This window comes from Pedobacter sp. Bi126 (genome assembly GCF_918698245.1).
Taxonomy (GTDB): domain Bacteria; phylum Bacteroidota; class Bacteroidia; order Sphingobacteriales; family Sphingobacteriaceae; genus Pedobacter.
Map to the genome: position 1 here is coordinate 867358 of NZ_CAKKMS010000001.1, position 19902 is coordinate 887259.

A 19902-nucleotide genomic window follows, 5' to 3' on the forward strand; every position below is an offset into this window, starting at 1 on the left:
GATATTTGTGGTAATTATAAATTAACTTTATTTTTACGGTTCCAAAACACTATAATGGCTATTTATAAATTTAGAATTACTTTCGAAGATTTTGATGATGTTGTAAGAGAGATCGACATTAAATCAAACCAAACATTTGAAGACCTGCACAAGGCTATTCACAGATCTACGGGTTATAATGCCGAAAAATCTTCCTCTTTTTACGTAAGCACCGATAATTGGTTAAAAGGTGATGAAATTGCTTATTTACCAAGTGAGCGTAAAAAAGACCGTGTAGTTTTAATGGAGAATTCTAAATTAAGTGGTTTTATTGAAGATCCGCATCAAAAGTTTTACTATATCTACAATTTCGATCGCCCTTATGATTTTCATGTAGAGCTGGTAAAAATAATTTTAGATGCCGATCCAAATATCGAATACCCATTTTTAGCTAAAAGCAGTGGTGAGGCACCAAAAATAATGGAGCAAAACAGCCCACAGGCCGTTGATCCAAGAGGTGCAGCAGCGGCGGCAAGCGAATTTGATTTCTTAAATGAAATGAACTTTGTACCAGAAGACACCGACGAATTGGAAGCCATGGGCGAAATGGGGATCAATACCGAAGAGCGGGAGGAAGATGAAGAAAGCGAAGAAGACGAATTCGGTGACGAATTTTCTGATAGTGATAACTTCGAAGATGATAGCCACAAAGACGACTATTAATTCACCATATCATCATGTTGCCCAGAACCTTCGGGATCAGCACTAATTGAACGAATTATTATCCATACAAAGTCAGATGCATACATCTGACTTTTTCTTTTAAAATGTTATGCTTACCGCAGATCAAACTATTAAAAAATCAAAAACCTTAATTTCTATTGTTGGACCCACCGCAATAGGAAAGACGGCTTTGGCGATACAATTGGCACAACATTTTAATACAGAAATCATTTCTGCCGATTCCCGCCAGTTTTTTAAGGAAATGGCCATAGGAACCGCAAAACCTGATGCAGACGAGTTAGCAGCGGCAAAACATCACTTTATTGATTCACATTCGGTTTCACAACTGTTCAGTACCGGCGATTTTGAGATAGAAGGGCTAAATATCCTCGATCAAATTTTTAAAAAACACAATCTGGCCATTATGGTTGGAGGTTCGGGTTTATATGTTAATGCCTTAATTAATGGCTTGGATGAAATGCCAGATATTGATTTAGCCATACGTGAAAGGCTCAATAAACAGTTTGAAGAAGAAGGATTATCAAGTATCCAAAAACAGCTGGCAACATTAGATCCTGAATATTTTGCAAAGGTAGATCAACAAAATCCACAAAGAATGATCAGGGGTTTGGAAGTATTTTTATCAACCGGACAAAAACTTTCGTCAATGCTTTCCGCTACAAAAAAGGAAAGACCATTTAACATTATCAAAATAGGTCTCAATACCGACCGTGCTATCCTTTACGACCGAATTAACCGAAGAGTTGATAAAATGATTGCTGATGGTTTAGTAGAAGAGGTGAAATCGCTAATACCCTTTAAAAAATATAATGCTTTAAACACGGTAGGCTACAGTGAGCTTTTCGACTACCTAGATGGAAAATTATCTCTTGAAGATGCCGTTTCGGCAATCAAACAAAATACGCGTCGCTTTGCCAAACGCCAACTCACCTGGTTTAGAAGAGATGAAGAGATCAATTGGTTTGAACCTATTGAAAAAGAAAGGGTAATCAATTTTATCCATGATAGGCTAAAATGAAAAAAGGTCCTAACAGCGTTAGAACCTTTTAAAATGTAAAAATCTTTTTGAATTAATTTGGGAATTTCACGCCTCTGTATTGCGTAATATCAATGTTTGGTACAGTAGAACCGTATTTAGCATTAATGGCATCTATAAATACATTGGCAATTACTGCATTTCCACGCGGCGTTAAGTGAACACCATCTAAAGAGAATGCGCCACCGGTAATAAATGAAGCATTGATACCAACTCCCTGAACATTAATACCTGTTTTAACCTGATTAAAATAAGCATAAGTGTCTGCAATGGCTAAACCTTTGCTTGTGGCTAAAGATTTAATGCTGCTATTGTAGCTATTTACATAATCTTTTAATTTAATTACTTCATCCTTATCTAATACCCATTTATTTTCAATCGGATTCAATGGGTGCAAACCATAAGGAATGCCAGAACCATTTGGTTTTCCAAATATGCCTTCTGATTGAAACGGTAAACGGATTAAATCTTCAGCAGTTGCAGGCCTTACCGCACCTGTTCCTGTTTGAATATAAATAGCTGCCGCTGCAGGATTAATTGCTTTGGCAGCATTTAATAAAGCTGCTACGGTAACTGTATTAAAATAAGGGATTGCAGTTACATCAGGAATAGTACCAACTATACCCTTTTGGCCAGCTGCAGTTAAAACATTTAAAAAATTAGCATATAAAGAAGAAAAAGTAACCTTATCTGTTAAAGCCGTTGTAGGATCGGTAGATACGGTAACTGCACCATTTAAAGCGTAACCCAATACATCATTATTTCCAAGCCAAAGCGAGAAAAAAGTATGATTTCTTCCCTGAATAAACTGAAAATAATTGGTTTTACCTACCTGAGCATCTGGCAACAAACGCTCGAAATAAGGATTTGCAGCACTGAAAGTAAGCGTTGGATCGAAGGCTAGATCAACACGCATTCCAGGTATACCCAAATTTTGGATTTCGCCATTGTATTTGTCTAAATGCTTCGCTGCATCTCTTATAGCCAGCTTATCAACAACAGGAGTTAAAGTTGGGGTACCATTAACCAGTGCTGTTAAAGAAATATAGCCTGAGCCATTTGAATGTTCTTCGCTAAAAAACGCGGAGGTAAATGCCCCACCACCTACTGTGGCCATTTTTGCAGCAATTAAGTTTGGATAAGCAACTTTTTGTCCTTCCAGATATAAACCTCCATCAGCATATCCTGAAGTTAAGGAGTTACCCACAGCAATGTATTTACTAAAATTAGCTTGTCCGGCAGTTGTACCTGCAGGCGTTTCTATTTCGGGTTTACATGCTGCTGCAAAAAGGATGATAGCAGCAACGAAACTATTTAATATATATCTTTTCATTTAAATTTCTCCTACCATTTATAAGTTAATGAAATACCTGGTGCATAAACCAAAGTTTTAAAGGTACCATCCAGGCCCGTTTCAATATTCTTTTGTTTACGCGATTTAACATCTTCAAAAAAGAACGATGCATTAACTTCAAAATGGCGGGTTGGCGTATAACCTATACCTGCACTTAAAATGTATCGGTCAGCATCAGGAGCTTCAGGTGTTACGTATCCATCCTGTACTGGAGAAAAGGCATAACCAACACCTGCTCTTAGTGCTAATTTCTCTGAGGCCTGGTGGTTAATACCTAATTTAAACGAAGAACCATCACGATAATTGCGCGCTGATTTTGTATCAACGAGCGCAGGTGTATTGGTAGCATAATCAAAAGACAAATCCTGATAAATATGCCATTGTACCCAACTTGCATCAAAAGCTAAAACTGTACTTTTTGACAATGGAATACCTATACCTAAACTTGTGGTAGCTGGTAAGGGTAATTCGGCGTTAAAGGTATTTCCTGCTGGAAAAGATCCTTCTAATGACTTTGGGACCTCAAATTCTGCTGAACCACCGTCAAGTTTCGTAATTACCTTCGATTTATGTACGAGTGCAAAAGAGATATTGCTTAATGTTTTGATATATAAACCCGCATTCCATCCATAACCTGTTCCGGTACCATCTAAGGTTGCTTTTGCCGAACGACCGTCGGGGAAATTTACAGGAATAGCTCTTTGAAGATTTACATCTCCGTGGTTATAAACAAAACCTGCACCTATACCAATACGATCGGTAATTTTTATACTTAATGTTGGTTGAAAATAGATTGCTTTTAAATTTAATGAGGTTAAAGCATACTTACCAGACCAATTATCGCCCCAATCTACTAAACCGCCAAAAGGCGTATACACACCTAAACCTAACTTCCACTTATTTGATTTCGGCCCCCACACCGCATAAAACTCGAAAGGAGGGGCAATTTTGTTCTTCACATCCTCTGTAACATTCGAACCCGTTTGTTTAAAAGCGGATTTAAATAATAATGGGTTTACACCTGCTGAAACTGAGTTTTTCTCTAAGAAAGTTACTGCACCGGGATTATAAAATACGGAAGCCTCGTCTAAAGCCAATGCAGAACCTGCACCTGCCATACCAATTTGTTTCTGTCCTTGTAAATTAACCTGGAAACCCTGCCCCAAAACCCAAAGTGGGGCAGAAAGTAATGCGCTCAATAAAAATTTTTTCATCTATAAATGGTTATACACAAATATATACTATGCTAACATAGCAAACAAATATTTGTTTGTAAGATTTTGAATAGTCTTACGCTTGAGCGGTTGGCCCGCCGAAGCCCATAGGAAAAGGTGGTTCTTCTTGAGTTTTAATACGCCCGTTTACAGCTTCGAATTTCTGAATATTATCTTCCAACGCTGATAATAAACGTTTTGCGTGTTCTGGAGTTAAGATAATTCTTGATTTAACTTTTGCCTTCGGAATTCCCGGCATTACACGGATAAAATCTAATACAAATTCGGTATTAGAGTGGGTAATGATGGCTAGGTTAGAAAAAATTCCCTCAGCAATTTCTTCTGATAACTCTATATTTAATTGATTCTCGTTTTGTTGTTCTTCCATAATGGCTCAAAAATAAAAAATTCCACTGCTTAAGCGGAATTTAAAACATAATGTTTGAAATAAAATTAAATTTTATGGCGCTTTAAATTTATTTTTCTAAAAAATCTAACTCCGAAATAGCCAATGCTTTTTTATTACCTGCAATAACCATTGCTTTTACTGGTATATATTTTGCCGGAATTCACAATACACCAAGCAGATCATCAACCCTACAAAAAAGCATTTGGCTTCATCTATTATTTGTTTAGCAGCGGTTTTACGCGTTTTAAAATTTCATCAGCAGTAACCGTTGATAAAGATTTTAAGTTGAAATTTTCTAAAGCTTTATTCAATTCCTCTAGTGCTGCTGTATTCTTGTTTTTGGCATAAAGTGCCTGCAGCTGTTTAATTTTCTCGAAATCCTGTCCACCTTCAATCAATTTTTCAAACCTGACCGATGTTAATGGTCCAGGATAAACCTGATAAGTATCGCCAGCGGGCCATGCTGTAAAGCGCGTATCGGTTAAAGGATTTTTGGTCCAGCTGTTATAAGCCCAACGCAAATAACCATCCATGTTTTTATTGGCGGTATACCAACCCATCCATACCTGTTCTGCAGGCGAAGAGAAACTGAATGCATTTGGGTAAGGTTCGGTACAGCAAGTATACCAGGTACTGGTTTTACCTTGCTCGTTACGTTTTTGCAACACATCAGCCGGAAATTCCCATTTTGAAGCAATACAATAATTATCGATATCTTTTTCGATTTCCTGATGGTATTCACCAGCTAAAGCGAGTTTCCATTTCGGATCAACACTTTTTAATAGTTTAATTACAGCCTGCATAGCTTTCATCGGGCGCTCATCCATAGCGATATATGTCTTCTCGAACCAGTTCTTAGCTTTTAAATGTTTGGTAAAATCGGTCAGCATGTTCTTCCAAAATGCATCGTAACCAGGAGTACCGATGGCTTCTGTAAAAACAGCTTCTTTCTGTGCACTTTCATCCCAATAGGTAAAAGCAATTTTCCACGGCACCATACTATAGCAATTTATGCGTTGATTTATGCCAGTGGTCATTACAAAAGCAATGTATCTATCAAATAGGCTATAATCGTAAAGCCAACTGCCATCTTTTTTCTTTATCCATTTGATTAAACTTGGATAATCATCGTAGGTTTGATGCCCCCAGGGTTCGTTTACAATACTTGCTGTAATGGTTTTCTGTCCGGCATTGGCCAACATTGTATAATATGGTTTCATTAATACAAAATGTTCGTCGCTCCATAATTTTACGTTATGCGCCCGGGCAATAGCAGCAGGATGCTGCCATAAATCTAAATCATATTTCCACTCACTTGGAGGTGGCAAAGTTTTATCGAGTACCTTGATTTTAATGCGCAAATTGTATTCCTTTTCCCCTTTAATTTTGACTGTTCCAGCGTAACTTCCAGCTTTTACATTAACAGGAACTTTTATACTTAACCAAACTGGTTGTGTATTTCTAGCATTAATGCCGATTGTATTAAGTTTGGTATCGATCAGGTCTGCTACATACGATGAATCAAAATCTGTAGCTTTACGGTAGCCACAGCCATCTCTAAACTCGTCGGTAATTACATATCTAATTATACCTGAAGTAACGTTTTCTTTTTTTATGCTATTGCCTTGTTGATCTTTGAGATCAGAAACCTGAATACTGATGTTGGTATGCTTAGCTTTTGTCCAAAGCAACAGCTGGGTATGTACTTTTTCTCCTTTCCAGGCAGCAGTATTCCATGTATTTTGAATTGAAATGGCTGGAGGTACCTCTTTTGCAAACCTGAGGTTACTATTAGCAAAACTAACATTTAAACCTTCAGAGGCATTATTCCACTCCTTATTTATAGCTTCGCTATCTGGCAATTTTGCTTTTTGTAAGGCCAGACTAACATCCTGAGCTGCGCTTGTTAAACCCAAGCCCATGATTAATATCACAGATAAAAACTTCATAAACCTAAGTTAATCAAACCTAACAAAATAAGATTAAGTGATTAAGAAGGTGCCGCTACGCAAACGTTTGACGGACTGTAACAAAATGGATAGATTCTTTCATAAACAAAAAAGCCCTCTGAATAAAAATTCAGAGGGCTTAAAATTACTATTAAAATCTAAGCTTCTACTTCTTCTTGTTTCGAAGCTAATAATTTATCGTATTCTTCTTGCGAACCAACGATGATTCTTTCGTAACCACGTACACCAGTACCTGAAGGGATTAAGTGACCAACGATCACGTTTTCTTTCAAGCCTAACATATTATCGCGTTTACCTGCAATAGCTGCCTCATTTAATACTTTCGTAGTTTCCTGGAACGAAGCCGCAGAAATGAACGATTTAGTACCTAATGATGCACGTGTAATACCTTGTAAGATAGAACTTGCAGTTGCTGGTCTTGCATCCCTAACCGTGATCTGTTTTAAATCTTTACGTTTCAATTGAGAATTTTCGTCTCTTAATCTACGTAATGAAACAATCTGACCTGGTTTGAAATCTGTAGAATCACCTGCATCTTCAACCACTTTCTTGTCGTACATCGCATCATTCTCGTCAGCAAAATCCCAACGGTCAACAGCATTGTTTTCTAAGAAAATAGTATCACCTGGATCCTCAATGTGAACTTTCTGCATCATCTGGTGAACAATTACCTCGAAGTGCTTATCGTTAATTTTCACACCTTGTAAACGGTAAACCTCTTGAATACCATTTACCAGGTATTCTTGAACCGCTGCAGGGCCTTTAATTGATAAGATATCGGCAGGAGAAATTGAACCATCTGACAAAGGCATACCTGCTTTTACAAAGTCGTTATCCTGAACAAGGATGTGTTTCGACAATGGAACCAGGTATTTTTTAACTTCACCATCTTTCGATTCGATTGTGATTTCACGGTTACCACGTTTAACGCCACCTAAAGTTACCACACCATCAATCTCAGTTACTACAGCTGGGTTAGATGGGTTACGCGCTTCAAATAATTCCGTTACACGAGGTAAACCACCTGTAATATCTCGGGTTTTACCAGTTGCACGAGGAATCTTAGCGATAATCTGACCAGTTTGGATAGTTTCACCTTCATCAACTGAAACGTGGGCACCTACCGGAATGTTATAACCTTTAATGAATTCACCTTTCTTATCAACGATCTGAACTGAAGGGTTTTTAGTTTTATCACGTGTATCGATAATTACTTTTTCACGGTGACCAGTTTGCTCATCTGATTCTTCACGGAAGGTTACACCTTCAATAATGGCATCAAATTGTGCTTTACCGGCAAATTCTGATAGAATAACCGCGTTGTACGGATCCCACGAACAGATTTTATCACCTTTAGAAAGTTTATCACCTTCTTTTACGAATAAGAATGCACCGTAAGGAATGTTGTTGGTTACAATGATACGTCCGGTTCCTGGCTCAACAATTTTGAACTCACCTGAACGACCTAATACCACCTGAACTGTTCCTTCTTCTGTTTGTGTATCTACAGTACGGATATTTTCGAATTCGATTACACCATCAAACTTAGCTACGATGTTAGATTCTGCAGCAATGTTTGATGCAGTACCACCCACGTGGAAAGTACGAAGTGTTAACTGTGTACCCGGCTCACCGATAGACTGTGCTGCAATTACACCAACTGCCTCACCTCTTTGAACGCGTTTACCAGATGCTAAGTTACGGCCATAACATAATGCACAAACACCACGTTTAGATTCGCAAGTTAATACTGAACGGATCTCGATACCTTCTAGTGGAGATTCTTCGATCAATTTAGCTACATCTTCGTTAATATCTTCTCCAGCACCCACTAATAAAGTGTTATCCAATGGATTGTACACATCATGTAGTGAAGTACGGCCTAAAATCCTGTCGTACAAAGGCTCAACGATATCTTCCTGATCTTTTAAAGCGGTAGTATACATACCTCTTAAAGTACCACAATCGTTATCGTTAACAATCATATCCTGCGCCACATCATGTAAACGACGGGTTAAGTAACCCGCATCCGCCGTTTTTAACGCCGTATCTGCCAAACCTTTACGTGCACCGTGAGTAGAGATAAAGTACTCTAATACCGATAAACCTTCTTTAAAGTTTGATAAGATCGGGTTTTCGATGATATCGCCACCTGAACCTGATTTTTGAGGTTTTGCCATCAAACCACGCATTCCGCAAAGCTGACGAATCTGCTCTTTAGATCCACGTGCACCTGAATCAAGCATCATGTAAACCGAGTTAAAACCTTGGTTATCTGACGATAACTGAGTCATAACGAATGTAGTTAACCTGTTGTTGATACGGGTCCAGATATCGATAATCTGGTTGTAACGTTCGTTGTTGGTAATGAAACCCATGTTATAGTTGTTTCTTACCTCTTCAACTTCAGCTGCTGCCTGTTCTAATAAAGTATGTTTTTCTACCGGAATGTTTACGTCTTGTAAGTTGAACGATAAACCTCCCTGGAATGCCATACGGAATCCCAACTCTTTGATATCATCTAAGAATTGTGAAGCACGGGCCATACCAGTCATTTTCACTACTTCACCAATAATATCTCTTAAAGATTTTTTGGTTAATAATTCATTGATATAACCAACTTCTTCAGGAACCATTTGGTTGAACAATACCCTACCTATAGTGGTTTCAGTTAATTTATTAACGATAGAACCGTCGGCTTGTTTAACATTTACCCTTACTTTGATAAATGCATGCAAGTCTAATTCTTTCTCGTTATAAGCAATGATAACTTCTTCCGGAGAATAGAAATTCGAATCCTGTCCTTTTACAACTCTGGTTTCATCTGTTCTACGGCCTTTAGTAATATAATAAAGACCCAAAACCATATCCTGTGATGGTACTGTAATTGGCGTACCGTTTGCAGGGTTTAAGATGTTGTGTGCGGCCAACATTAATACTTGGGCTTCCAAAATTGCTGCATTACCTAAAGGTAGGTGGACAGCCATCTGGTCACCATCAAAATCGGCGTTGAACGCAGTACAAACTAGCGGGTGTAACTGGATTGCTTTTCCTTCAATTAATTTTGGCTGGAAAGCCTGAATACCTAGTCTGTGTAGCGTAGGTGCACGGTTTAATAACACCGGGTGACCTTTTAATACATTTTCTAAAATATCCCAAACTAATGGATCTTTTCTATCAACGATTTTCTTAGCAGATTTAACTGTTTTTACTACACCACGCTCAATCATCTTACGAATAATGAATGGTTTGTAAAGCTCAGCAGCCATATCTTTCGGAATACCGCACTCGTGTAATTTAAGGCTAGGCCCTACAACAATTACCGAACGAGCTGAATAATCCACACGTTTACCTAATAAATTCTGACGGAAACGACCTTGTTTACCTTTCAAGATATCTGAAAGTGATTTCAAAGCACGGTTACCTTCAGTTTTTACCGCGTTAACTTTACGTGAGTTATCGAATAACGAATCTACAGCTTCCTGCAACATACGTTTCTCGTTACGTAAAATTACCTCTGGTGCTTTAATCTCGATCAAACGTTTTAAACGGTTGTTACGGATAATTACACGACGGTATAAATCATTTAAATCGGAAGTAGCGAAACGGCCACCTTCTAATGGCACTAACGGACGTAATTCTGGTGGAATAACCGGAACGATTTTAACAATCATCCACTCAGGGCGATTCTCGATACGTGTATTAGCTCCACGGAAAGCTTCAACAACCTGAAGACGTTTTAAAGCCTCATTTTTACGTTGCTGAGAAGTTTCGTTAGCTGCCTGGTGACGTAAATCATAAGATAAAGTATCTAAATCAATACGTTTTAATAAATCTTCTAATGCTTCAGCACCCATTTTGGCGATGAATTTATTAGGATCTTTATCGTCTAAGTATTGGTTTTCTTTAGGTAATTTATCTAAGATATCTAAATATTCTTCTTCCGTTAAGAAGTCCATATAGTTGATACCTTCTTCAGCCATTAAGCCTGATTGAATAACTACGTAACGCTCGTAATAGATAATTAAATCTAATTTTTTAGTAGGTAAACCTAATAAATAACCGATTTTGTTTGGTAAAGAGCGGAAGTACCAGATGTGCGCAACAGGAACCACTAAAGCAATGTGTCCCATACGTTCACGGCGTACTTTTTTCTCCGTTACTTCAACACCACAACGATCGCAAACAATACCTTTATAACGGATACGTTTGTATTTACCGCAATGACATTCGTAATCTTTTACCGGACCAAAAATACGCTCACAGAACAAACCATCACGCTCAGGTTTGTAAGTACGGTAGTTAATGGTTTCTGGTTTCAACACCTCACCGCTTGAACGTTCCAAAATAATTTCTGGAGACGATAAGCTAATCGTGATTGATGTGAAATTGCTTTTTAATTTATTATCCTTTTTGTAAGACATATCTTTTTGTTTTTAGTAGCAAGTACTTAATATCAAGTATCGAGATTGAATTAACCTTCTTGATACTCGATACTTTATACTTAATACTTAGTCTAACGTAATATCTAAACCTAATCCGCGTAACTCATGTACCAATACGTTGAACGATTCTGGTACACCTGGTGTTGGTAGGTTCTCACCTTTAACAATGGCTTCGTAAGTTTTCGCTCTTCCGATTACATCATCCGATTTAACGGTTAAGATCTCCTGAAGAATATTAGCTGCACCGAATGCCTCTAATGCCCAAACCTCCATCTCACCAAAACGCTGACCACCGAATTGGGCTTTACCACCCAATGGTTGTTGTGTAATTAATGAGTATGGTCCGATTGAACGGGCGTGCATCTTATCATCAACCATGTGACCTAATTTCAACATGTAGATAATACCTACAGTTGTAGTCTGATCGAAACGCTCACCTGTTAAACCATTGTATAAGTAGGTTTTTCCTGAAGCAGGAACTCCTGCTTTAGCGATCCATTCTTCCACCTCATCGTGCGTAGCACCATCAAAAATCGGAGTTGCAAATTTAACACCCAATTCTTTACCGGCCCATGCCAATACGGTTTCGTAGATCTGACCAAGGTTCATACGTGAAGGTACACCCAGTGGGTTCAACACGATATCAACCGGAGTACCATCAGCTAAGAAAGGCATATCTTCATCACGTACAATACGCGCAACAATACCTTTGTTACCGTGGCGACCCGCCATTTTATCACCTACTTTTAATTTACGTTTTTTAGCTACATAAACTTTTGCCATCTGTACGATTCCTGAAGGAAGCTCATCACCTACACTGATCGCGAATTTATCGCGTTTGTAAGCACCAAGTTCTTCGTTAACACGGATACCGTAATTGTGAAGCAACATTTTAATCATCTCGTTTTTATCATCATCAGTAGTCCATTTGTTAGGGCTAATGTGATTATAATCAAGCTCAGCTAAAATTTTCTGAGTAAATTTAGCGCCTTTAGCAACTAATAATTCTTTGTAAATGTTAAATACACCTTGAGATGTTTTTCCATTTACGATGGTGAATAATTTGTCAACTAATTCTGCTTTTAATTTCTCAGTGATATTGTTATATCCTTTGTCTAATTTCTCAATTGCCGATTTTTCCTCAGCTTTTGTAGTTTTCTTAGCACGGCTGAATAATTTGGTATCAATTACCACACCTTGGATCGAAGGAGGAGTTTTTAAAGACGCATCTTTAACATCACCTGCTTTATCACCAAAAATTGCACGTAGTAATTTCTCTTCCGGTGAAGGATCTGATTCTCCTTTTGGCGTAATCTTACCAATTAAAATATCACCTTCTTTTACATCAGCACCAATACGGATAATACCGTTTTCATCAAGGTCTTTAGTAGCCTCTTCGGAAACGTTCGGGATATCTGGTGTTAATTCCTCTTCTCCACGTTTAGTATCACGTACTTCTAATTCAAACTCTTCAATATGCAATGAAGTGAAAACGTCATCACGAACAATACGCTCGTTGATTACAATCGCATCCTCAAAGTTGAAACCTTGCCAAGGCATGAATGCCACTTTCAAGTTTCTACCCAATGCCAATTCACCATTCTCAGTTGCATAACCTTCGCAAAGTACTTGTCCTTTAGTAACTTTCTGACCTTTCTTAACGATTGGTTTTAAGTTGATACAAGTATTCTGGTTGGTTTTTTTGAATTTAATTAAACGGTAAGTTTTGCTATCACCTTCAAATGAAACTAAACGATCATCTTCGTTACGCTCATATTTAATGGTGATTTCGTTAGCATCAACATACTCTACAACACCGTCACCTTCTGCATTGATCAAAGTTCTTGAGTCACGTGCAACGCGACCTTCTAAACCTGTACCTACAATTGGTGCTTCAGGACGTAACAATGGTACGGCCTGGCGTTGCATGTTCGATCCCATCAACGCCCTGTTCGCATCATCATGTTCTAAGAACGGGATCAACGAAGCAGCGATTGAAGTAATCTGGTTAGGCGCAACGTCCATTAAGTCTAATTTCTCAGGCTCAATAATCGGGAAGTCACCCTCATAACGCGCTTTAACACGTGGTGTGGTAAAATTACCTTTATCATCATACTCTGCATTGGCCTGAGCGATGGTTTTACCATCTTCATCTTCTGCAGATAAATAAATAACGTCTGAATCTACAACTACTTTACCATCTTCAACACGTTTGTATGGTGTTTCAATGAAACCTAAATTATTGATTTTTGCATGCACACAAAGTGATGAAATCAAACCAATGTTTGGTCCCTCTGGTGTTTCAATAGTACATAAACGACCATAGTGCGTATAGTGAACGTCACGTACCTCGAAACCGGCACGCTCACGTGATAAACCACCTGGGCCTAAAGCCGATAAACGGCGTTTGTGTGTGATCTCTGCCAATGGATTCGTTTGATCCATGAACTGAGATAACTGGTTAGTACCAAAGAACGAGTTGATAACCGATGATAACGTACGGGCGTTAATCAAATCAGTTGGTGTAAACACCTCGTTATCGCGAATATTCATACGCTCACGGATTGTTCTGGCCATACGGGCTAAACCAACACCAAATTGTGCGTACAATTGCTCACCTACCGTACGTACACGACGGTTAGACAAGTGATCGATATCATCTACCTCTTCTTTTGAGTTGATCAATTTGATCAGGTATTTCACAATTGCAATAATATCTGCTTTTGTTAATACTTTAACCTCATCAGGGGTATTCATTTTTAATTTACGGTTGATGCGGTAACGACCAACATCTCCTAAATCGTAACGTTTATCTGAAAAGAATAAACGATCAATGATACCACGGGCTGTTTCCTCATCAGGTGGTTCTGCGTTACGCAAAGCACGATAGATGTTTTCTACAGCTTCTTTTTCTGAGTTTGATGTATCTTTCTGTAATGTATTATATATAATGGTATAATCAGCCTGACTTGCGCCATCTTCTTTAGACAAGATGATGCTTTTTACGCCTGCTTCGATAACCATATCAATGTGTTCGTCTTCTAAAACGGTTTCTCTTTCAAGAATCACTTCATTACGGTCGATAGAAACTACCTCACCTGTATCTTCATCTACAAAATCTTCAACCCATTTTTTCAATACCCTTGCTGCCAGTTTACGACCGATATATTTCTTCAAACCAGATTTACTAACTTTTACTTCGTCAGCAAGATCAAAAAGTTCCAAGATGTCTTTATCAGAATCGTAACCGATAGCACGTAATAAAGTGGTAACCGGGAATTTTTTCTTACGATCGATATAAGCATACATTACGTTATTAACGTCTGTAGCGAACTCGATCCATGAACCTTTGAAAGGAATTACACGTGCAGAATACAATTTGGTTCCATTTGTGTGACGGCTTTGACCGAAGAACACTCCTGGAGAACGGTGTAATTGCGAAACGATAACACGTTCTGCACCGTTGATAACAAACGTACCTTTTGGTGTCATATACGGGATTGTACCTAAGTACACATCCTGGATAATGGTTTCAAAATCTTCATGTTCTACATCATTACAAGAAAGCTTCAGCTTTGCTTTTAATGGAACATTGTAGGTTAATCCACGCTCAATACACTCATGTATATCGTAACGTGGCGGATCAACAAAATAATCAAGAAACTCCAATACGAAGATATTTCTTGAATCTGTTATTGGAAAGTTTTCAGCAAACACTTTAAACAAACCTTCGCTAGAGCGATCGTCTGATGTGGTATCTATCTGGAAAAATTCTCTGAATGATTGCAATTGCACATCCAGAAAATCCGGATAGTCTATAATGTGCTTACTAGTTGCAAAATTTACTCTTTGTTCGACTGTCTTTGCCAATGGACTAAAAGATTTTAGTTTAAGAATAAACTATTTGTTTGGTTTCAGTTTCAACCATTCTCATTAACCAAACAAAATGAGATGTTTATAAACAGGTAAAGACACCGACATTTTCAGTCGGTGTCTAATACATTTTTAGCTTAGCTAAGTTAAGTGATTACTTAATCTCAACTACTGCTCCAGCTTCTTCTAATTGTTTTTTAAGAGCTTCTGCTTCGTCTTTAGTAACACCAGCTTTTAATTCTTTTGGTGCTCCGTCAACTAAGTCTTTTGCTTCTTTCAAACCAAGGCCAGTTAAGTCTTTAACAAGTTTTACAACTGCTAATTTAGCGCCACCAGCTTCTTTTAAGATAACATCAAATGATGTTTTTTCTGCAGCAGCAGCAGGTGCATCACCACCAGCAGCAGGACCAGCAACTACAGCAGCAGCTGCAGGCTCGATACCATACTCGTCTTTTAAGATTTGAGCTAATTCGTTAACTTCTTTAACTGTTAAGTTTACTAATTGCTCAGCAAACGATTTTAAATCTGCCATTTTATTAAGATTTTAAAAATTTACGTAAAAATAATTTTGTTTAATTGCGAACTTAAGGTGTTCGTTAACCTTCTCTTTCTTGTAGAGTTTTAACAATTCCTGCAATTTTGCCTCCGCTTGATTTAAGCGCAGATATAACATTCTTAGCTGGTGATTGTAATAATCCAATGATATCGCCAATAAGCTCTTCTCTCGATTTTAAGCTTACCAAGTTATTCAATTGGTCATCGCCAACGTATACTGATGAATCTATATATGCTGCTTTAAGCACTGGTTTATCAGATGTTCTTCTCAAAGTTTTAATCAACTTCGCCGGAGCGTTTGCTGTTTTTGAGAATAATAATGATGATGAACCTTTAAGGGCTTCGTATATCTCAGAAGCATCGCCATCTAAACCTTCAATCGCTTTGCGGATTAAAGAGTTTTTAGCAACTTTCATGATGATATCACCTTCGAAACATTTGCGGCGGATGTTGTTAATCTGCTCAACAGAAAGGCTAGATGTATCAGCAATATAGAAATTGCCATACTCTTGCATTTGTCCTTGTAGTTCTAAAACTACTTCGTTTTTTTCTTCTCTGTTCATGATTAAATCCCCGCTACTGATTTTGTTTCAATTGCAATTCCAGGACTCATTGTAGAAGACACGTGAATGCTTTTAAAATAAGTTCCTTTAGCAGCAGATGGTTTTAATTTTGAAATTACCTGAATGATTTCAAGTGCATTCTCATAAATTTTATCTGCTGGGAATGATACTTTCCCTATTGAAGCGTGTATAATACCGCTTTTGTCTACTTTAAAATCAATCTTACCTGCTTTAACCTCTGTTACAGCTTTACCAACTTCGTTAGTTACTGTACCAGATTTTGGATTTGGCATTAAGTTCCTTGGACCTAAAACGCGGCCTAATTTACCTACTTTTGCCATACAAGCTGGTGTTGTGATAATAATGTCTACATCGGTCCAACCACCTTCAATTTTAGCCACATATTCGTCTAAACCTACGAAGTCTGCGCCAGCTGCTTTCGCTTCTTCTTCCTTATCAGGAGTTACTAGAGCTAAAACACGTACAGTTTTACCTGTACCGTGTGGTAAAGTAGCAATACCACGTACCATTTGATTCGCTTTACGCGGATCTACACCTAAAGATACATCAATATCAACTGATGCGTCAAATTTAGTGGTAGTGATTTCTTTTACCAAAGCAGCAGCAGCCTGTAAAGTATAAGCTTTACCAGCTTCTATTTTAGCGTGTGCCTTTTTTTGATTTTTAGTTAATTTCGCCACTGTTGTAAACTGTTTTTTAATTAATTGTTCCAGGGTGCGTCACCAGAAACGGTGATTCCCATACTGCGTGCTGTACCAGCAACCATACTCATTGCAGATTCGATTGTAAATGCATTTAAATCAGGCATTTTATCTTCAGCAATAACTTTAATCTGGTCCCAGGTCACCGATCCAACTTTTTTACGGTTAGGCTCAGCAGAACCACTCTGTAATTTAGTAGCATCTTTTAACTGGATAGCTACAGGAGGGGTTTTGATGATGAAATCGAATGACTTATCAGCATAAACAGTAATTACAACTGGCAATACTTTACCTGCTTTATCTTGGGTACGAGCGTTGTACTGTTTGCAAAACTCCATAATATTCACCCCTTTAGCACCTAATGCAGGTCCTACCGGTGGCGATGGATTTGCCGCTCCGCCTTTGATCTGTAATTTGATCATTGCACTGACTTCTTTTGCCATTTTGTGTTTTTTGTTTATTTAAAACTCAATGTTAAATATTGGAAGCATGTAACATTTAAATTCCTTTATGTTCCTATAAAACTAAAAGGACTGCAAAGATATGGATAATCTTGCAGATGCACAATAGATGGAGAGAAATATATTTAATAATAAATAAGGTGTATAAAATATGTTCAATAAATCAGCGATTAAGAAAAACAGTTTCTTCGATTATAAGCCATCAACAGATTGCTTCACTCCACTACAGGGGCCCTTTTTGTTCGCATTGACGGAATAAACCACAAAACTTACATTAATTATTAAGCGATTTAAAAAATCATTTAAAAAGAAAAAACCGCATGAAATAAATTCTGCGGTCTTTTTATATTCTAAAAATAATTTCTTACTCTTTTTCTACTTGCATGTAGTTAAGCTCAAGTGGCGTTTTACGTCCAAAAATCTTAACCATAACTTTCAGTTTTTTCTTCTCTTCGTTTACCTCTTCGATAATACCTGAGAAACCATTGAAAGGTCCGTCCATTACTTTAATGCCTTCGCCAACATAGTAAGGTACATTCATCGTTTCTCCTTGCTCACTCATTTCATCAACCACACCTAAAATACGGTTAACTTCTGCCTGGCGCATTGGGATTGGATTACCAGCTTTATCACCCAGGAAACCAATAACACTATTAATTCCTTTAATGATATGCTCTAATTCTCCATCTAATGTAGCTTCGATTAAAACATAACCAGGATAAAAGTTACGCTCTTTGGCAATTTTTTTACCATCTTTCATTTGGTAATATTTTTCCATTGGTATTAAAACCTGAGGAACCAAATGAGAGAAACCTAAACGGCTGATCTCAGCATCAATGTACTGTTTTACTTTCTTTTCCTTACCGCTAACAGCCCTTACAACGTACCACTTTAGATCGCTCATTAGTAAATATTAATTAGAAAGTGATTTATAAAAAGTATCTAACACAAATGTCGATCCTTTATCCATTGCAAAAATAACCAATGCAATAATTAAAGAAGCCACTAATACAAGAATTGCAGAACTTTGCAGTTCACCCCAAGTAGGCCATGTAACCTTCTGGGTCATTTCATCGTACGATTCTTTTATAAACTCAACTACTTTAGCCATATTTAATTTATTGAATGACAGAATGACTAAATGAGTGAATGATAATATTCGAAAGCTGACTTTCAAATTCAATCATTCACTCATTCAATTACTCAACCATTGTTTTGAGCACGGGAACAAGGATTCGAACCCTGATCAAAGGTTTTGGAGACCTCTATTCTACCGTTGAACTATTCCCGTAATTAGAAAGCAAAGTGCTTAAGCGTGCTCAAACACTTTGCTTTTCTTATTTTTCTTTAGTCCCGATAAATCGGGATTTAAGATTTATTTTAAAATTTCAGTTACCTGACCAGCACCTACTGTTCTACCACCTTCACGGATAGCGAAACGTAGACCTTTTTCCATTGCGATAGCGTTGATCAACTTTACAGTGATTGTAACGTTATCACCTGGCATTACCATCTCAGTACCTTCAGCTAGTGAAATCTCACCAGTAACGTCTGTGGTACGGAAATAGAATTGAGGACGGTATTTGTTGAAGAATGGAGTGTGACGACCACCTTCTGCTTTTGATAATACATAGATCTCAGCTTTGAAATCAGTGTGAGGAGTTACTGAACCTGGTTTACAGATTACCATACCACGACGGATATCAGTTTTCTCAATACCACGTAACAATAAACCTACGTTATCACCAGCTTCACCATAATCTAAGATCTTACGGAACATCTCAACACCAGTTACTGTAGATTTTAAGTTCTCAGCGCCCATACCTAAGATTTCAACTGGATCTCCAGAGTTGATTACACCACGCTCGATACGACCAGTTGCTACAGTACCACGACCAGTGATCGAGAATACATCTTCAACAGGCATTAAGAATGGAAGATCAGTTAAACGTGGAGGAATTGGAATGTAGCTATCAACAGCATCCATTAATTCCATAATTTTTGCTACCCATTTAGCATCTCCGTTCAAACCACCTAAAGCAGAACCTTGAATAACAGGAATATCATCACCAGGGAAATCGTAGAACGATAATAATTCACGAACTTCCATTTCTACTAATTCTAATAATTCAGGATCATCAACCATATCCACTTTGTTCATGAATACAACCAATGAAGGTACACCAACCTGACGAGCCAATAAGATGTGCTCACGAGTTTGTGGCATTGGACCATCAGTAGCAGCAACAACGATAATAGCACCATCCATTTGAGCCGCACCTGTAACCATGTTTTTAACATAATCCGCGTGACCTGGACAATCTACGTGTGCGTAGTGACGGTTTGCAGTTGAATACTCAACGTGCGCAGTATTAATTGTAATACCTCTTTCTTTTTCCTCAGGAGCTGAGTCAATTGAATCGAATGAACGTGCCTCAGATAAACCTGCATCAGCTAAAACTTTTGTAATAGCTGCTGTTAAAGTTGTTTTACCGTGATCGACGTGACCGATTGTACCGATGTTTAAGTGCGGTTTACTACGGTCAAATTTTTCTTTTGCCATTTTATTTATAACTA

General features: G+C 37.9%; 15 protein-coding genes and 1 tRNA gene. 2 read left to right on the forward strand and 14 right to left on the reverse strand.

The annotated features are described in order from the left end of the window. Positions 1 to 54: 54 nt before the first annotated feature. Together LQ201_RS03335 and miaA are read left to right on the forward strand one after the other, a co-directional pair. Positions 55 to 702: a hypothetical protein gene (locus tag LQ201_RS03335; protein ID WP_029279704.1), complete on the forward strand. Its 648-nt coding sequence runs from the start codon at positions 55 to 57 to the stop codon at positions 700 to 702. A 109-nt stretch (positions 703 to 811) separates the two neighbouring features. Beyond that, positions 812 to 1741, forward strand: coding sequence for a tRNA (adenosine(37)-N6)-dimethylallyltransferase MiaA (gene miaA, locus LQ201_RS03340; protein ID WP_230143504.1), 930 nt, complete (start codon positions 812 to 814; stop codon positions 1739 to 1741). Between the two features lie 52 nt (positions 1742 to 1793). On the opposite strand, the gene LQ201_RS03345 is transcribed toward miaA, so the two are convergent. The 14 genes from LQ201_RS03345 to tuf form a co-directional block, all read right to left on the reverse strand. Beyond that, positions 1794 to 3092 (reverse strand): G-D-S-L family lipolytic protein, encoded by a 1299-nt coding sequence (locus LQ201_RS03345; protein ID WP_230143502.1) that lies wholly within the window; start codon positions 3090 to 3092, stop codon positions 1794 to 1796. Between the two features lie 11 nt (positions 3093 to 3103). Beyond that, positions 3104 to 4327: an OmpP1/FadL family transporter gene (locus LQ201_RS03350; RefSeq protein WP_230143500.1), complete on the reverse strand. Its 1224-nt coding sequence runs from the start codon at positions 4325 to 4327 to the stop codon at positions 3104 to 3106. A gap of 76 nt (positions 4328 to 4403) precedes the next feature. After that, complete coding sequence (locus LQ201_RS03355) at positions 4404 to 4715, reverse strand: DUF3467 domain-containing protein (RefSeq protein ID WP_029279713.1); 312 nt, start codon at positions 4713 to 4715, stop codon at positions 4404 to 4406. Between the two features lie 236 nt (positions 4716 to 4951). Next, complete coding sequence (locus LQ201_RS03360; protein WP_230143498.1) at positions 4952 to 6685, reverse strand: DUF4091 domain-containing protein; 1734 nt, start codon at positions 6683 to 6685, stop codon at positions 4952 to 4954. A 158-nt stretch (positions 6686 to 6843) separates the two neighbouring features. Next, positions 6844 to 11130, reverse strand: coding sequence for a DNA-directed RNA polymerase subunit beta' (rpoC, locus tag LQ201_RS03365; protein ID WP_230143496.1), 4287 nt, complete (start codon positions 11128 to 11130; stop codon positions 6844 to 6846). A gap of 87 nt (positions 11131 to 11217) precedes the next feature. Beyond that, the gene (rpoB, locus tag LQ201_RS03370; RefSeq protein WP_029279311.1) at positions 11218 to 15021 is read right to left on the reverse strand and encodes a DNA-directed RNA polymerase subunit beta; all 3804 of its coding nucleotides are present in this window, start codon (positions 15019 to 15021) and stop codon (positions 11218 to 11220) included. A 157-nt stretch (positions 15022 to 15178) separates the two neighbouring features. After that, a complete protein-coding gene (rplL, locus tag LQ201_RS03375) occupies positions 15179 to 15556 on the reverse strand; it encodes a 50S ribosomal protein L7/L12 (protein ID WP_029279312.1) in 378 nt (125 codons plus the stop codon). A gap of 64 nt (positions 15557 to 15620) precedes the next feature. Next, the gene (rplJ, locus tag LQ201_RS03380; protein WP_057932472.1) at positions 15621 to 16142 is read right to left on the reverse strand and encodes a 50S ribosomal protein L10; all 522 of its coding nucleotides are present in this window, start codon (positions 16140 to 16142) and stop codon (positions 15621 to 15623) included. A 2-nt stretch (positions 16143 to 16144) separates the two neighbouring features. Beyond that, the gene (gene rplA / locus LQ201_RS03385) at positions 16145 to 16843 is read right to left on the reverse strand and encodes a 50S ribosomal protein L1 (protein ID WP_029279316.1); all 699 of its coding nucleotides are present in this window, start codon (positions 16841 to 16843) and stop codon (positions 16145 to 16147) included. 20 nt (positions 16844 to 16863) lie between these two features. After that, entirely contained in the window at positions 16864 to 17307 is a 444-nt protein-coding gene (rplK, locus tag LQ201_RS03390; RefSeq protein ID WP_010601094.1) for a 50S ribosomal protein L11, read from the reverse strand. Positions 17308 to 17689: 382 nt separating this feature from the next. Further along, a complete protein-coding gene (gene nusG, locus LQ201_RS03395; protein WP_025143263.1) occupies positions 17690 to 18229 on the reverse strand; it encodes a transcription termination/antitermination protein NusG in 540 nt (179 codons plus the stop codon). A gap of 9 nt (positions 18230 to 18238) precedes the next feature. Then, positions 18239 to 18436: a preprotein translocase subunit SecE gene (secE, locus tag LQ201_RS03400; RefSeq protein ID WP_029279332.1), complete on the reverse strand. Its 198-nt coding sequence runs from the start codon at positions 18434 to 18436 to the stop codon at positions 18239 to 18241. A gap of 109 nt (positions 18437 to 18545) precedes the next feature. After that, positions 18546 to 18616: transfer RNA gene (locus LQ201_RS03405), tRNA-Trp, on the reverse strand. A gap of 84 nt (positions 18617 to 18700) precedes the next feature. Continuing rightward, entirely contained in the window at positions 18701 to 19888 is a 1188-nt protein-coding gene (gene tuf / locus LQ201_RS03410; protein WP_057932476.1) for an elongation factor Tu, read from the reverse strand. Positions 19889 to 19902 lie beyond the last annotated feature (14 nt).

Coding starts and splice junctions, on each gene's coding strand:
- LQ201_RS03335 (WP_029279704.1), top strand. CDS start 55: ATGGCTATTTATAAATTTAGAATTACTTTCGAAGATTTTGATGATGTT.
- miaA (WP_230143504.1), top strand. CDS start 812: ATGCTTACCGCAGATCAAACTATTAAAAAATCAAAAACCTTAATTTCT.
- LQ201_RS03345 (WP_230143502.1), bottom strand. CDS start 3,092: ATGAAAAGATATATATTAAATAGTTTCGTTGCTGCTATCATCCTTTTT.
- LQ201_RS03350 (WP_230143500.1), bottom strand. CDS start 4,327: ATGAAAAAATTTTTATTGAGCGCATTACTTTCTGCCCCACTTTGGGTT.
- LQ201_RS03355 (WP_029279713.1), bottom strand. CDS start 4,715: ATGGAAGAACAACAAAACGAGAATCAATTAAATATAGAGTTATCAGAA.
- LQ201_RS03360 (WP_230143498.1), bottom strand. CDS start 6,685: ATGAAGTTTTTATCTGTGATATTAATCATGGGCTTGGGTTTAACAAGC.
- rpoC (WP_230143496.1), bottom strand. CDS start 11,130: ATGTCTTACAAAAAGGATAATAAATTAAAAAGCAATTTCACATCAATC.
- rplL (WP_029279312.1), bottom strand. CDS start 15,556: ATGGCAGATTTAAAATCGTTTGCTGAGCAATTAGTAAACTTAACAGTT.
- rplJ (WP_057932472.1), bottom strand. CDS start 16,142: ATGAACAGAGAAGAAAAAAACGAAGTAGTTTTAGAACTACAAGGACAA.
- rplK (WP_010601094.1), bottom strand. CDS start 17,307: ATGGCAAAAGAAGTCAGTGCAATGATCAAATTACAGATCAAAGGCGGA.
- nusG (WP_025143263.1), bottom strand. CDS start 18,229: ATGAGCGATCTAAAGTGGTACGTTGTAAGGGCTGTTAGCGGTAAGGAA.
- secE (WP_029279332.1), bottom strand. CDS start 18,436: ATGGCTAAAGTAGTTGAGTTTATAAAAGAATCGTACGATGAAATGACC.
- tuf (WP_057932476.1), bottom strand. CDS start 19,888: ATGGCAAAAGAAAAATTTGACCGTAGTAAACCGCACTTAAACATCGGT.